At 42.4% G+C, this 13,426-nt stretch carries 11 protein-coding genes; 4 read left to right on the top strand and 7 right to left on the bottom strand.

The annotated features are described in order from the left end of the window. Positions 1-178: 178 nt before the first annotated feature. The 4 genes from V7K53_RS05595 to pirA form a co-directional block, all read right to left on the bottom strand. The gene (locus V7K53_RS05595) at positions 179-1,285 is read right to left on the bottom strand and encodes a saccharopine dehydrogenase family protein (protein ID WP_335196628.1); all 1,107 of its coding nucleotides are present in this window, start codon (positions 1,283-1,285) and stop codon (positions 179-181) included. A gap of 202 nt (positions 1,286-1,487) precedes the next feature. After that, positions 1,488-3,002 (bottom strand): C-3',4' desaturase CrtD, encoded by a 1,515-nt coding sequence (crtD, locus tag V7K53_RS05590; RefSeq protein WP_335196627.1) that lies wholly within the window; start codon positions 3,000-3,002, stop codon positions 1,488-1,490. 237 nt (positions 3,003-3,239) lie between these two features. Next, complete coding sequence (locus tag V7K53_RS05585) at positions 3,240-5,330, bottom strand: pentapeptide repeat-containing protein (protein ID WP_335196626.1); 2,091 nt, start codon at positions 5,328-5,330, stop codon at positions 3,240-3,242. A 638-nt stretch (positions 5,331-5,968) separates the two neighbouring features. After that, positions 5,969-6,124 (bottom strand): arginine synthesis PII-interacting regulator PirA, encoded by a 156-nt coding sequence (gene pirA / locus V7K53_RS05580; RefSeq protein WP_335196625.1) that lies wholly within the window; start codon positions 6,122-6,124, stop codon positions 5,969-5,971. A 109-nt stretch (positions 6,125-6,233) separates the two neighbouring features. On the opposite strand from pirA, the gene V7K53_RS05575 reads away from it, so the two are divergent. From V7K53_RS05575 to V7K53_RS05565, 3 genes are all read left to right on the top strand, one after another. Then, complete coding sequence (locus tag V7K53_RS05575; protein WP_335196624.1) at positions 6,234-7,037, top strand: SAM hydrolase/SAM-dependent halogenase family protein; 804 nt, start codon at positions 6,234-6,236, stop codon at positions 7,035-7,037. A 330-nt stretch (positions 7,038-7,367) separates the two neighbouring features. Beyond that, positions 7,368-8,024 (top strand): DUF2301 domain-containing membrane protein, encoded by a 657-nt coding sequence (locus V7K53_RS05570; RefSeq protein WP_335196623.1) that lies wholly within the window; start codon positions 7,368-7,370, stop codon positions 8,022-8,024. After that, positions 8,024-8,713 carry an ElyC/SanA/YdcF family protein gene (locus V7K53_RS05565; RefSeq protein ID WP_335196622.1) on the top strand — a complete coding sequence of 230 codons (690 nt, stop codon included), beginning with the start codon at positions 8,024-8,026 and terminating at the stop codon, positions 8,711-8,713. The genes V7K53_RS05570 and V7K53_RS05565 overlap by 1 nt, the downstream gene beginning before the upstream one ends. Before the next feature lie 81 nt (positions 8,714-8,794). On the opposite strand, the gene V7K53_RS05560 is transcribed toward V7K53_RS05565, so the two are convergent. Further along, positions 8,795-9,874 (bottom strand): alpha/beta hydrolase, encoded by a 1,080-nt coding sequence (locus V7K53_RS05560; protein WP_335196621.1) that lies wholly within the window; start codon positions 9,872-9,874, stop codon positions 8,795-8,797. 257 nt (positions 9,875-10,131) lie between these two features. Between V7K53_RS05560 and dprA the strand changes: the two genes are divergently transcribed. Continuing rightward, a complete protein-coding gene (gene dprA, locus V7K53_RS05555) occupies positions 10,132-11,274 on the top strand; it encodes a DNA-processing protein DprA (RefSeq protein WP_335196619.1) in 1,143 nt (380 codons plus the stop codon). Between the two features lie 388 nt (positions 11,275-11,662). Here dprA and V7K53_RS05550 read toward each other — a convergent pair whose 3' ends face one another. Both V7K53_RS05550 and V7K53_RS05545 read right to left on the bottom strand, forming a co-directional pair. Continuing rightward, on the bottom strand, positions 11,663-12,682 hold the full coding sequence (locus V7K53_RS05550; protein ID WP_335196618.1) for a DnaJ C-terminal domain-containing protein: 1,020 nt from the start codon (positions 12,680-12,682) through the stop codon (positions 11,663-11,665). Between the two features lie 118 nt (positions 12,683-12,800). Continuing rightward, entirely contained in the window at positions 12,801-13,418 is a 618-nt protein-coding gene (locus V7K53_RS05545; RefSeq protein ID WP_335196617.1) for an AAA family ATPase, read from the bottom strand. Positions 13,419-13,426 lie beyond the last annotated feature (8 nt).

Below are 13,426 nucleotides of genomic sequence, written 5' to 3'. Positions count from 1 at the left end.
AAATGATTTAGTAGTAGGACAAAATTTGCCACTTACCCGTGTACCTCTTTAAAATGATAATCGCTATAGTCAAAAATTGTCGTGCTTACTAACATACCATCTAGAACTCAACTTCTGGACTAATAGCTCAAGTCTACTTAATTAGACTGATATTTTTACTTTCTTATCGGATAGACACTTATGACCAACTGTGATTAATTTTAATTCCTCGGCTTTGCATTACCTCTTCAAATAAATTTGTTGGTAATGCTTCTTCTACAGGAAAAACTCCTGGTTTCTTGAGTTTACCTTCTAGCAATAATTGGGCAATACTACCTGTACCGCAACCAGAAGCCAGCGCTGTATTTTCATGCACTACAGTCGAACAATAAACGGCTGTCTCACTATTCTTTTGCCCTGTAACCTCAGAACGAACTGCTACTCCAATTCCACTAAAATTATTAGTGACATCTGTCATTGAATGGCTGACATGAGACAGAAATTCAATCATGTAACGACGCTGCATTAACCACTTGGGAAAAACGTGTGCCGCAATCCAAGTTAAGTGATTATAAAAATCTGGAACAGAACCAAACTTGGTAATTACAGTTTTCACTGATGGGAATGCATGGGGAAGTGTAAAGGTTTCTGGCATATCAAACCAATAAACTCCGCTGCGTCCATAAGGAGATGGAAACTCAACTACTTCCCTTTCACTGTAAGGTTTGACTATTTCCCATTTTCCATCTATCCAAGCCTCAAAAGGATACTGCAACCCTAGAAAAGTTGTCCGCATCACTGTAATGCCAGCACCACCAGAACCAGAAACTAAATAACTTAAATGGATCTTTTCGGGTTTATCAAATTGTTCAACTCCTTGGCGTACCATGCTGTTAGAAATACCAGGAAAAATGCCAGTATTAATAATTGCTGTCACGCCAGCGGCAGCAGCTTTTTCATGATAATTCAGAGCTTTGCTGGTATAAGAACGGTGGTCGCTAACATCTAGATAATTAACGCCTTCAGCAATACAGGTTTCGAGAACATTAGTATCTCGATAGTGAAATGGCCCGGCACAATGAATGACTAAATTAGAGTTTGCGATCGCATCTCGCAACTTGTCAACTTCTGCCAAATCTAATATCAAAAACTGCACTTGTCCCCCCGAAGACAAGCTAACAGCCTTCCCGAATTCCGCAGAACGTCCAGTAATCGTAATTTGAGCCTGCGTATGGGTAGCTAGATCCTCGGCAACACTGCTACCAATGCGCCCTCTTCCTCCAAGAATTAAAACGCTATCTGTCATTACTCCAAATTCGCAACACTAACCTTATTCCATCAGTTTTGTGTCCTGCTTGGCATCGGTTATAAGTATGATTTATAGTATTTAATAAAATTTTTGCTCTATCTAAATAGTTGTAAATAAGTTTGTAGCAGGGACTTTAGTCGTTATTTTCTAAGCACCAAAGTGCTTACTACAAACTCTTCATTACTAACTTTACAAAATACTACATTTGCGCTTCAATTTGCCTAACTACCGTTAGCGCCGAGTAACTCACCCCAGCAGTACCTTCCCCTGGATGGGTGGAGTCACCAACTAACCACAAATTCTCGATTGGTGTCCGATTGGCGAACCCAAAGGGTCCAAAGGTGGGTATTCTTTGACCAATACCGCCAACTATACCGCGATCGCGGGCTGTGAAATGGGCAAAAGTGCGGGGTGTTGCCGCTTCTTGATGAATAATAGTTTCTGGTTTGAGATAGAAGTATTGAGCAAGACGAGCGATCGCTTCTTGGGTAAACTTTTCTTTTAGTCCTTCATAATCATCAGTGTGCCACCACTGTGCAGGATCGACAAACGAAGAAGCAATAATTGTCGCTTTCCCCTCCGGTGCGCGGCCGTCTCCAGGATGACTGACGGAAACAAATAGGGAATTATTCTCGCCAATAGGGCCATTGACATCGTAGAGAAATTGCAGGTGGGGAGGGCATTCAGGCGGAATCGCACTGGCATCTACACCCAAATACACCACAAAAGCACCCGATGCTTGAGGCAGTTTTTCCACCCGATTTTTATAACCAGATGGCGCTTGTTCTCCCAACAACTGCACCAAATTCTGTACGGTGACGTTGCTAACTATGTGGTCGGCTGCTTCTGTCCAAACTTCACCAGTTTTTTGATTTCTAATAACAACAGCACTGGCTTTACCGTTTTCTACTTTGATTTCTTCTACAGTGTGGCGCATCAATAATTTACCGCCATCTCTCTCTAAGGATTGTACCAAGCGATCGCTTAATACTTGCATACTTCCCTGGAGGTGAAACAATCCTTGGGGCAGTTGGGATACACTCAACGCTGTGGCGGCGTAAAGTAATGCTGTCTCGTCTGCATCTACCTGGGAGTATAGCTTCAGTTGTAAATCCAAAAAAGTTCTCAGTCGTCGGTCATTTCCTAATCCACATAACCGTAAAGCATCTCCTACCGTAAACAAGGTGAAGGGTACGGTAATTAATGTACTGGGACGCACCGCCTGAGTTAGCTGCCACAAATCCCATAAATTACGCGGCGGTAGCACCGGGTCGCGTCCTTGAAATTCCCAACTAGCATCAAATAAAGTTGCCATCAACTGCCAAAATGGTTCGCTCCCAGGAAACTGTTTTTGTCGTTCCTCTTGCCATTTCTGTTGGTCGCGCCAAACATTGATGGGTGTACTTTCCCCAGGTAAATACACCGCACAAGCAGGATCGCAAGGCGTTGCTTGTGGCAAATCTATTGACAATTCTGAGAAAATCCGGTGGTGAATTCCCCCTGGTTCCAACCCCGCCACCTGAGTTGCTCCCACATCAAAGGTAAATCCCTGGCGTTTAAACGTCGAAGCACAGCCTCCTGGTACGAGGGCTTGATCCAAAATTAAGACGCTGTAACCTCTATGAGCTAATAATGCTCCAGCAGTCAGTCCACCTATTCCTGCACCAATAACAGTTACATGAGAGTTACTTTTGTCAATAGAAATGCTGGACATTGATTACTTTCTTTAAAATTCTTAATACTTTTACTTATAATTTTACCTTAATCTCTGGCTTCAATAGGGTCAAAGGGTGCGATCGTAGCTAAAAGGGTGGTTAGAAACCGCGTCTACACAAGCAAAACCCACAGAGGTGGGTTAAAAAACTTTGATTTGTCCTTAGTCCGCGTTCGCATAGCATTCCGCAGGAAAGGCGGTGTAGCCGCGAATTCCATTCGCCGAGTCTTAATTTGACTATCCTAAACCCAGAAAATTGGAAATCAACGGCAATAGATTGCTGCACTGTTCAACCAACTTTGTGGCACTGGGTAAACTAGCGATTGTACCTTTTAAAATTTTAATAGCCGTTTTCGCCGCCTTTTGCATCGCCCCCTCTTGAGGATTTTTCCCGGCTTCTGCTAAAGCTTTCACTTGTTCTAATGCCTCAACTTTATCTTCTTGCGGTAAATTTGTATCAGCCTCAATCGCTGCTTGCAATTGCGTCAACAATTCCTTAATCCCCGGTTTATCAGGTTCGGAAGATGCTGGTAACTGGTTGATGGTGTTTGTTACCGTACCGCTAATATCACCTAAATTTAAAGCTTGTCCACTTGCATTGAAATCTCTGCCAACACTACCAATATTAATTTTGCGGCTGGCATCATTGCTATTAGTCATATTTTTATTCTCTACTTTATTGTCAACTTGAATATTAATTGGTTTATTCGCTAATAATCTTACAATCTCTGCCATCTCGCCACTTTGTTGGCGATAGATAACTATTTCATTATCTTTAGCTTGTAATTGTGCTTTATATTTTTCTTCTACAGCTTGCAATGCCAGTTGATAATTTTGTGTAAATTCGCCATGAATCTTTTCTTTATCGGCATCAACAGGTACAGCAACCTTAACGACAAAAACCCCATCACCTTTATTTTCAATACTCTGTAGAGCTAATTCTGTGCCTTCATTTTGGTCTTGCACTTTTTGGAAGGCGTTAACAAAAGCTTTCCAATCAATGCCATTGCGGAAAATAAAATCAACAGTATTTAAAACCTCTTCAAATAGCTTAGTAAATTCTCCCGGTTGAAAGTCGCCACTACTGGGACGGCGTTCGCGGTCATCTGTTTCTGGCTTTGAGTTTTCAAGAAGATATATAAAACGACAATCTACATTATCTAACTTAGTTGTACTTTCAATATTCCACGCTTCAATACAAGCACCAGTCATTTTAGCGTTGGTAAAATTAGTGCTAACAGCTTGAGCAAGAGTTAAGTTTGCCCACTCTAAACAAGCTCCTTGGAAGGTTGCTTCAGTAATATCGGCATCTTTGAGATTTGCCTCTTTTAAATCTGCACCTATGAGGTTAGCACCTTTAAGGTTAGCACCAAGATATGATTTTTTTCTACCATTGCAGCTTACGAGCAAATTGAGAACAGCAAGGTTAATTAGTATAGTGTTTTCTACTCTGGCAAGGTCGAGTTTTTTGACTTCATAAAAACGAGTGCGTATGAGGTTGGCATTTCTGAAATCTGTATTTCTGAGAATTGCACCTGTAAAGTTAACATCAGTTAAATCAGTAGCACGAAAGCTAGTTCCACCTGTAGCAGCAAAGGCAACAGCGAATGAGCGAACCCAAGCTTCTTTTTCATTTCCAGCCAGACTACGCCAGCCAATATAAGCGTTAAATAATGTAAAGGCGACGGCGAAGGCGACGGCGAAGGCTCCGGCGGTGGTGACGGCGGTGGCGAAGGCGAAGGCGAAAGCTCCGACTCCGGCTCCGGCGATGGCGACGGCTCCGGCTCTGGCGACGGCGATGGCTCCAGCGACGGCGAAGGCTCCGGCTCCTGCTCCAGCGAAGGCGACGACGAAGGCAAAGACGAAGACTCCGGCGAAAGCGACGGCGAAAGCGACGGCGAAGGCGACGTTGATGACTCCGGCGAAGGCGACGGCTCCGGCTCCGGCGATTGCGAAGGCGACGGCTCCTAAACCTGCTGTTAAACCCTTACGAATCGTAATAATACAAAAAACCAGCAGCAAAATTAGGGAGACTATCCCGAAGATGAAGTTTTGAGTATTATGAAAGTTAAAAATATATGCTACCAATACACCAAGAAGGATTGAGAAAAACCCTGATAGTCCCGACAGCAGCAATGAGACTATGAGCAACCCAATTGTCCAACGTCGCTGTAGTCCAGCCTTAGCACCTGTAAAATCACCATCTTTAAGAATCGCGCTGGTAAAGTTTGCTCCTCTAATATCTGCCTTGCTAAAGTTTGCCCCAGTCAGGTTTTGACCTTTAAAAGAGCGGCCTCGAAGATTTTGACCGGAGTAGTCTGGCGGCATAATCACTAATTCGTAATTAAGAAAGTCAGATTAAATCTGGGTTTGGGGGTTTGAATTTGGTGACAGATTTTAGAGAATTGGTATCACTGAGATTTTATACAACTTTACTTTGCAATATTCCCTATTTTGCCAAAATAAAGAAAATACAAAAATTTTGCATGTAATACATGGTAGAAGCGCATGACTGCGTACCCTTACCTTTAAATGCTTAAGTTATCATCAGCAATATTGAAGGTGGTGTCACCATACTTAACCTGTAGTTATCAATATTGCAACTGTAGCAGTCTCACAACTTACGGGAGCAGTTCCCGACTTATGGGAGCAGTTCCCGAACTTATGGGAGCGGTCTACTTTGCAACATTACTCACTAATTGCGGTATTTCAAGTTCTGCTAATTATTCGGTCATAATACAGGAGCGTAGGCGCAGCCAGCACTTCGGCAAGCTCAGTGACCATCGTAAACATCCCTTCACCAATACCTTTGAGTAATTGTTGAACGAACTTTCGCTTAGTGGAATCAATCTCGTTGCTTGAGTAAGGATTATGAGCTTTTACCAGAATTGTCAGAAAACCCCCTAAAAAGAAAAAACCCGCCGTAGCGGGTTACACAACAAAACTATGAACAATGAAAACTTGATTTAGCTGGAATACCTCATTTCAGCTTCCAGTTGACGAATTAGCTGTTCGTCGCCTTTTGCTCTAGCTATTTCCAAGCGATGCTCTAGGCTTCTTTGAATATTCGCTCTGTGAGTTTCTCGTGAATTGCTCAGACTTTGTAATCTATTTTGACTCATAGTGATTACCTGCTTTAGTTTTTCAATTTATGTCTTGTATTCTTAACATAGCACACATTTTGTAGCTGTTGCTACAGAAAATATATTTTTTATATATTTTTACCAAAATATGTCTAATAACCAGATAGATCGACAGCCCCTTGTGACTTTACTGAGCGATTTCGGCGATCGCGATGTTTATGTAGGCATAATGAAGGGAGTCATAGCCCAAATCAACCCCAGACTGACGGTGGTAGACTTAACGCACCAAATTCCGCCGCAAGACATCGCCGCAGCCAGATTTAGCCTGATGAATGCTTATGCTCATTTCCCTGTTGGGACAGTGCATCTGGCAATAGTAGATCCAGGTGTGGGAAGCAAGCGACGGGCGATCGCAGTAGAATTTGCTCAAGGGTTTTTGGTCGGCCCAGATAATGGTATATTCAGCGGGGTACTCAGTCAAAGTCCGGCGATCGCAGCCGTCGAACTTACAAATCTTAATTATTGGCGTACTCCTCAACCAAGCAAGACTTTTCACGGTAGGGATATCTTTGCACCAGTGGCAGCTAATCTTGCTAGTGGTGTCCCCCTCAAACAGCTAGGGCAAGCAATCGATCCAGCAAGTTTGGTAAACCTGAATATAGGTAACTGCAAGCAGATAACAACTGGTGTAGTGGGTTGCATTCAATATATTGATCGCTTTGGCAACTTAGTGAGTAACATTCCAGCGAGTTACGTGCAAGGCAAAAGTTGGTATGTGCAAGTTGCTGGATTGAGTGTACCAGGCTGTGAAACTTACAGTGAGGTGAAAGTGGGAGAGATACTAGCTTTAGTTGGCAGTCACGGTTGGGTAGAAATTGCCATTAATTGCGGAGATGCTCACTCACAATTACAGATTAATTTACAAGATCCGTTAGAAGTGTTGTTTTTTTAAGACAATCAGACCAGTGAATCTTGCTAAAGTTAAGACAGTGAAAAATTACCAGGCTGCAAAGTGCCTGTTGGTAATTTGTGGGAAAGTCAAAAAAAGGGAAAATTCTAGATATAAAAAGGAGGATGGGCAACTACACACCATTTAAAAACAAGCATTTTTATTCACCGTAGGCAGTGCCGAATCGACAAAATTTTCCAGAAAGCAACTGCTAAAAGATGTAAGTTTAGGAATGGTGACATGAAGTTCGCCTTATTGCTCATAATAATAAAAGTAACCCTTGAGCAATTTCCTGTTGTACTCTACTAGAGAATCATAATTATATTCTTAGCTATGACTACACAAACACTATCTGCACCAGAAGTTTATCAAGGTCAGTTTGGGGAATTTACAATTACTCAGAGCGATCGCACTGGCGTAATTATCTATCGCGCTGGATTAATGGTAGCAGCACTGAGCTTTGCCATCGGCAGCGCCTTGATTTTACTCAACAATAACCCAACTGTTGTAACTTTACTGACACCTCTATATGCTTGTTTTAGTCTCGCGCTTGGTGTAAGTTTATTTACCATCCATATCTATATGGCATCACTGCACCGAACGTTGCAAGTTTTTTGGGCGATTGGTAGTATCGCATCAGTGATTCTGGCAATTACTAGTAGTGAACCTTTAGCTCTTGCTATTTACAATCAGCCAATTACCTTATTTGGGGTTGGTTTTATTTTCGTAGCTTTGACAGGTATTTATTTTAAAGAGGCTTTTTGCTTCAATCGTCTGGAAACCAAAGTATTAACCCCAATTGTACCGCTACTGTTGTTAGGACATTTGGTAGGAATTTTACCAACCCAAGGAGAAAGTATTTTATTAGGAACTTGGGCGATATTATTTCTAGTGTTTGCCCTGCGCAAGACAGTCCAAGCAATTCCTGCTGATATTGGAGATAAATCTGTGTTTACCTACTTGAAAGAACAACGTTTAGCAAAGGGTTAATGCGGATAAAAAATCGTCGGTGTCAAAAATTTCCCAAAATCAAACTAATCAAACGCCAAGAAATGTGGACACTTACGGCTCAAGGGTGGGCGATTGCGATCGCTTTGATTGTTTATTTAATATTTTTCATTTTTACTCATGTACACTCATTTCTCGCCGTAACTTCCCCGATCCAATCAGCAGAAGTATTAGTTGTTGAAGGATGGCTACCAGATTACGCTATAGAAGAAGCTTTGACTGAATTTCAAAACGGTTCTTATCATCAAATAATTACTACCGGAGGTACATTAGGAAAAGGAAGTTATCTTACCGGATACAAGAACTTTGCAGACGTGTCGGCTGACACCTTCATAAAACTCGGTTTAGAAGCAGAAAAAGTAGTAGCCGTTCCGACACCTTTTGTGGTTAAAGATCGTAGTTATGCATCTGCTGCTGAATTTGAGCGTTGGCTATCCAATTCAAATTTAAAAATAGAATCGATTAATCTTTTTTCCTTGGACGTTCATGCCCGTAGGAGTTGGTTTCTTTTTAAAAAAATACTTACCCCTCAAATTAATGTTGGTGTGATTGCTGCTACAACGCAAGATTATAATCCAAACAAATGGTGGAATTCTAGCGAAGGCGTGCGCACGGTTCTTGATGAAGGTATAGCTTATCTTTATGCACGGTTTTTGAATTGGAAAGCTTAACAGTGATAATTCGTAATTCCCCGACTTATTAAATAAGTCGGGGAGCTATATAGTGAACGTTTTATGTTTAATTAGGTTGACCTACTTACCCAGGATTTGCAATAATGCTTGCCGATAAATTTTCAAACCCTCTGCATTTAGATGGTCGCCATCACTGGTTAAATTTTCTTTAAGAACATTATTTTCATATAATGGTGCTAGTCCGGCTGCGGCAACTGGTACTTTTTCTGTTTCAGCAACTTGATTAATCAGAACATTAATTTGTTCAACTCTAGCTAGTGGGGCTGCTACTTTTGGATCTGAGCTTGCTGCCACTGTCGAATAAAAAGCCGGAATCAGAAAAATCTCTTTAGTTCCCATTGTGCGCAGAAGTGCGATCGCCTCTTGGAGATTTTTGCTAAATAATTCATCACTAATTTGATACAAAGCATCATTTCCACCTATGGCAATAATAGCTTTTTCGCATTTCACCTTGGTAGGAATTAAACTTTTCAGTTGTTCTAGTAATGAGATTGTACTCAGACCATTTAACCCAAAATTAAAAGTACCACTCCCAAGGGTATTGCCAAGTCCAGCCGAAATAGAATCGCCAAATAAGCAACCTGAGAATTGTTTATCCTGGGCGGCGAGTGTTTGATATTGTAGGGCAACTTTCCCTAAAGGTGAAGAACTTACGTCATCTTTCGGCGGCGCATCAGCAGAACTAGCAGAGGAATTTGCCATACCGACTAGCTTCTTAATCTTTGACACATCAATAACTAGTTGATCGCTGGGATAGGCTTGGAGAAAGCTGGTTATTCCTAGACCTTCTGGCGATCTTGCTCCGATGATAAGGGCAGATCGTAGTGCTTGTATACTGGCTCGATCGCGACGAGCGATCGCTTGGGAAGTAAAAGATAAAATTTGCTTGCCCATTCCTGTGTTTACCAGCTTATCTAAAGCCACAATATCAAGCGACATTTTCACTTGAAGGGCTTCTTGAAATTTCTGTTTTTCTTTAGCGCTGAGGTAATCTAGAAAAGACTTCAGATCGGCAGAAACTTTTTGTGTCTCGTCATAGTTGCGTATATCTGCCACCGGAATTGATTGCTCAAACAATCCGTACCTGACGGTAACTTTTTCGGCTGCCAAACTAGGTAATAAACCAAGTCCACTATGCACCAGTAAAAATATTAAGCACCCAGATAGGCTTATTAGAAGACGATAAAAATATTTCATCACGGAAGATAAGAAGATAGATAGTCAATAGTTAATAGTCAAGAGTCAAGAGGCAAAAGTCAAGAGGAATTGGGAAAGAGGTCTTTGTAGAGACGGCGATTCATCGCGTCTCTTGCCTTAACCGAACAGTACCGCCCCTACTCCATCAACAGCCAACCCTAATTTGGGAATACTCAATCCAGTGGTGTGAGGATAGAACGGTGGTAGAAGAAGGCGCATATTGGCTAGCTTGGGCACAAATTTCAGGAATTGGGCCAGTATTACTGCGACGGCTGCAACAGCATTTTGGGACGCTAGCAACAGCTTGGAACGCTACTAAGGTACAGTTAGCAGAAGTAGAGGGTTTTGGTTTTCAGACACTAGAAAAAGTAGTACAACAGCGATCGCGTTTGCACCCAGAACAACTATTCACCAAGCACCAGCAGGAAAACTCTCATTTCTGGACGCCAGCAGATGCAGATTATCCCCGTTTACTGCTGGAAACTCCGAGTCCGCCGCCGATTTTGTACTATCGTGGTGAAGTCGAACTCCAAGAAAATCTCGGACAAAAACCAATGGTTGGGATTGTCGGAACTCGCCAACCTTCAGAATATGGTATTCGTTGGACTCGCCAAATTAGTACAGCTTTGGCTAAAAATGGCTTTACAGTCGTTTCTGGTATGGCAGAGGGAATTGACACCGAAAGCCACATCGCCGCCATGAAAGCAGGTGGACGAACGATCGCAGTTTTGGGAACTGGTGTAGATGTCATCTATCCGCATAAAAATCGGGATTTGTACAAGCAAATTTTGACGGCTGGATTAGTCGTAAGTGAGTACCCCACAAAAACCCCACCCGATCGGACTCATTTTCCCCGTCGCAATCGAATTATTGCAGGTTTAAGCCGCGCCATTCTGGTAATGGAAGCGCCTTTAAAATCTGGTGCTTTAATTACTGCTACCTACGCAAATGAATTTGGTAGAGATGTCTATGCATTACCTGGAAGACTTGACGATTATCCATCCCAAGGATGCTTAAAGTTACTGAGTCAGGGAGCAACTTTCATTCTTAAAGAACTAGACGAACTGTTAACAATGCTAGGAGCAATACCACAAATTGATGCAATTGAGGCTTCTACAGCACCAGAACAGTTAAGTTTGCCAACTTTATCGCCAGAACTGCAAACAGTAATGGATGCGTTCGCCACAAGTGTGCCGGAGGCTGTCGCAAGTGATGCTTTACCCTTTGATCTTATTGTCCAACAAACTGGCATGACTGCTGGCTCAGTTTCCGGTGCTTTGTTACAGTTGGAACTTATGGGTTTTATTTCGCAACTACCAGGTATGCGGTATCAAAAAAGTTAAGAATTAAAAAATAACAACATTATTTAGCTTTGTTTTTAGCAATTTAATTATCACATTTCTGGCAATATAAAAATTGTATTTTTATATAAAAACAAACTACTTAAAATAAGGAATCAGTAGGCTTTTGAATACCAAGTAGAACTATTGTGCCTCGAAATACAATTCCAAGGCTAATAGTTCAAGTTCTCTTAAATGGACTAAACAACAATTCATCTCAAGTTCGGTTAAACATTCAGCCAAACATGATTCAAGTCCACTTGAGTGAACAGTAGCTCTGAGCCACAGAACTTAAGTTCTAGACAGGATGTGGTGTTAGCATAATACTTTGACTGTTACCAAAATGTGGGTAATGACGAGATTTTAATTATGGGGATTCTTTTTTTGCTTATTAAAGCCTGAATTGGTTCAAATGACTACGGGGATTATAAGTACGTATAGCCCGGATTTTTTCATAATATTCCCGCTCTTGTTGGCTGAGGTCTTTTGGTGGAACGATCGCCACTTTCACTAACTGATCGCCGCGTCCACCTTTGGGGAGGGGCCAACCTTTGCCACGTAAACGTAGAGATTGACCAGAACGGACTCCTGCTGGTAGTTTGACATTAACTGAACCATCGGGAGTGGGTACATCAATAGACGCTCCCAGAGTCGCTTCATCTGGTGTGATTGGCACTTCGCATACCAAGTTATCGCCTTCCATTTGGAAGAAGGTGTGCGGCTGAAGTTCGACTTTTAAGTATAAATCCCCCCGTTGTTGAGTCATGGGGTTAATTTGACCTTTGCCCCGCACCCGTAGGCGAGTACCAGTTTTAGCCCCAGATGGAATGTTGACATCTATTGTTTCATTACCTAAACTGAAGCGCTTTTTCACCCCATTAAATGCTTCAGCAAAAGTTAGAGCGATCGCAGCTTCACTATCCTGGGTACCAGCCGCACCTCCATCTTGAAACCCAAAATCGTTAAAGCTGCTGCTAAAATGGGTTGAGGTACCCGGAGAAGTGCGGTAAGAGTGACTTCGCGCCTGACTTTGGCGCCCCGCACCCGCACCACGAGGGGGAGGACCACCAAAGCGTCCAAGCAACTCATTAATGAACTCATCAAAATTGCCGTATTGACTGAAGTCAAAGTTACCCATATCGGGACCAGCACCGCCAGATGGGAAACCTTCACCAGCTTGTTTCCAATATTGACCGAATTGGTCGTACTTTTTACGTTTATCTGGGTCTGATACAACTTCGTAGGCTTCGCTAACTTCTTTGAAGCGTGCCTCTGCCTGTTTGTTGTTTGGGTTGACATCAGGATGGTATTTGCGGGCTAGTTTACGAAAGGCTTGTTTAATTTCCTCTGCACTGGCAGTCTTACTGACCCCTAAAATAGCGTAATAGTCTTTGAAGTCGGTTGCAGCCATCTACCAGCCTCCTATAGAAATTCCCGTTATGTTTTTTGAAGAAGAGAGATGTTTAATTTGCCTGGTATAGTGCCAAACAAAAAGAATATGATTTCAAATTAACAAAAAATATAGAAAATCAAGTGTGGTTCTCGCTCACCAAGGAATCGCAATTCCCGTACTCCGATTTTTCTGATAAGCGGCTGAGGCTGTCTAATCCTTCTTCCCGACTTGGGGGAGCATCCCGGAGTTGACGGTGCATCCGCAAAATAATTTCTTCTGGAACTTGGCGCGATCGCCTTTTATTTCGTGCTAAACACAGCCAAACTGGTGTATCCACCCAAATTCCCCTAATGTCGGTAAAGCCCAAGTTACGGGCTAAAGCAATGACTTCACGACGATTGCGGCGCTGGGCATTGGTGGCATCAAAAATAGCTGCATTAGTTGTGGAAATAGCTTGTTGAAATTGCCGCTCAATTTCGCGCCAAATCAGTAGCCACGATCCTTGAACAGCTTGGGAACCGAACAATTTCCCTCGAATGGCATCGGTAGAAATTAACGCCATTTGAGGGGATTCTGTCAGTAATTGTTTTGCCAAAGTTGACTTCCCACTACCTGGAAGACCAATGAGTAAAATGAGTGCTGTTAGCGGTAGCGGGGCGTTCAGCCCGTGCTGAGTGCTGTTAGCGGTAGCGGGGCGTTCAGCCCGTGCTGAGTAAGAAGTTAGGAGTGAAGAGTGATTAAAAGTTTTATTCATAACTCATA

Origin of the sequence: Nostoc sp., from assembly GCF_036917355.1 — a bacterium.
In the GTDB taxonomy this organism is placed as follows: Bacteria; Cyanobacteriota; Cyanobacteriia; order Cyanobacteriales; family Nostocaceae; genus Nostoc.
This window is presented reverse-complemented; position numbering and strand designations above follow the sequence as displayed.

Excerpts from the sequence above, each read along its gene's own strand:
- V7K53_RS05595 (WP_335196628.1), bottom strand. The coding sequence starts at position 1,285 with ATGACAGATAGCGTTTTAATTCTTGGAGGAAGAGGGCGCATTGGTAGC.
- crtD (WP_335196627.1), bottom strand. The coding sequence starts at position 3,002 with ATGTCCAGCATTTCTATTGACAAAAGTAACTCTCATGTAACTGTTATT.
- V7K53_RS05585 (WP_335196626.1), bottom strand. The coding sequence starts at position 5,330 with ATGCCGCCAGACTACTCCGGTCAAAATCTTCGAGGCCGCTCTTTTAAA.
- pirA (WP_335196625.1), bottom strand. The coding sequence starts at position 6,124 with ATGAGTCAAAATAGATTACAAAGTCTGAGCAATTCACGAGAAACTCAC.
- V7K53_RS05575 (WP_335196624.1), top strand. The coding sequence starts at position 6,234 with ATGTCTAATAACCAGATAGATCGACAGCCCCTTGTGACTTTACTGAGC.
- V7K53_RS05570 (WP_335196623.1), top strand. The coding sequence starts at position 7,368 with ATGACTACACAAACACTATCTGCACCAGAAGTTTATCAAGGTCAGTTT.
- V7K53_RS05565 (WP_335196622.1), top strand. The coding sequence starts at position 8,024 with ATGCGGATAAAAAATCGTCGGTGTCAAAAATTTCCCAAAATCAAACTA.
- V7K53_RS05550 (WP_335196618.1), bottom strand. The coding sequence starts at position 12,682 with ATGGCTGCAACCGACTTCAAAGACTATTACGCTATTTTAGGGGTCAGT.
- V7K53_RS05545 (WP_335196617.1), bottom strand. The coding sequence starts at position 13,418 with ATGAATAAAACTTTTAATCACTCTTCACTCCTAACTTCTTACTCAGCA.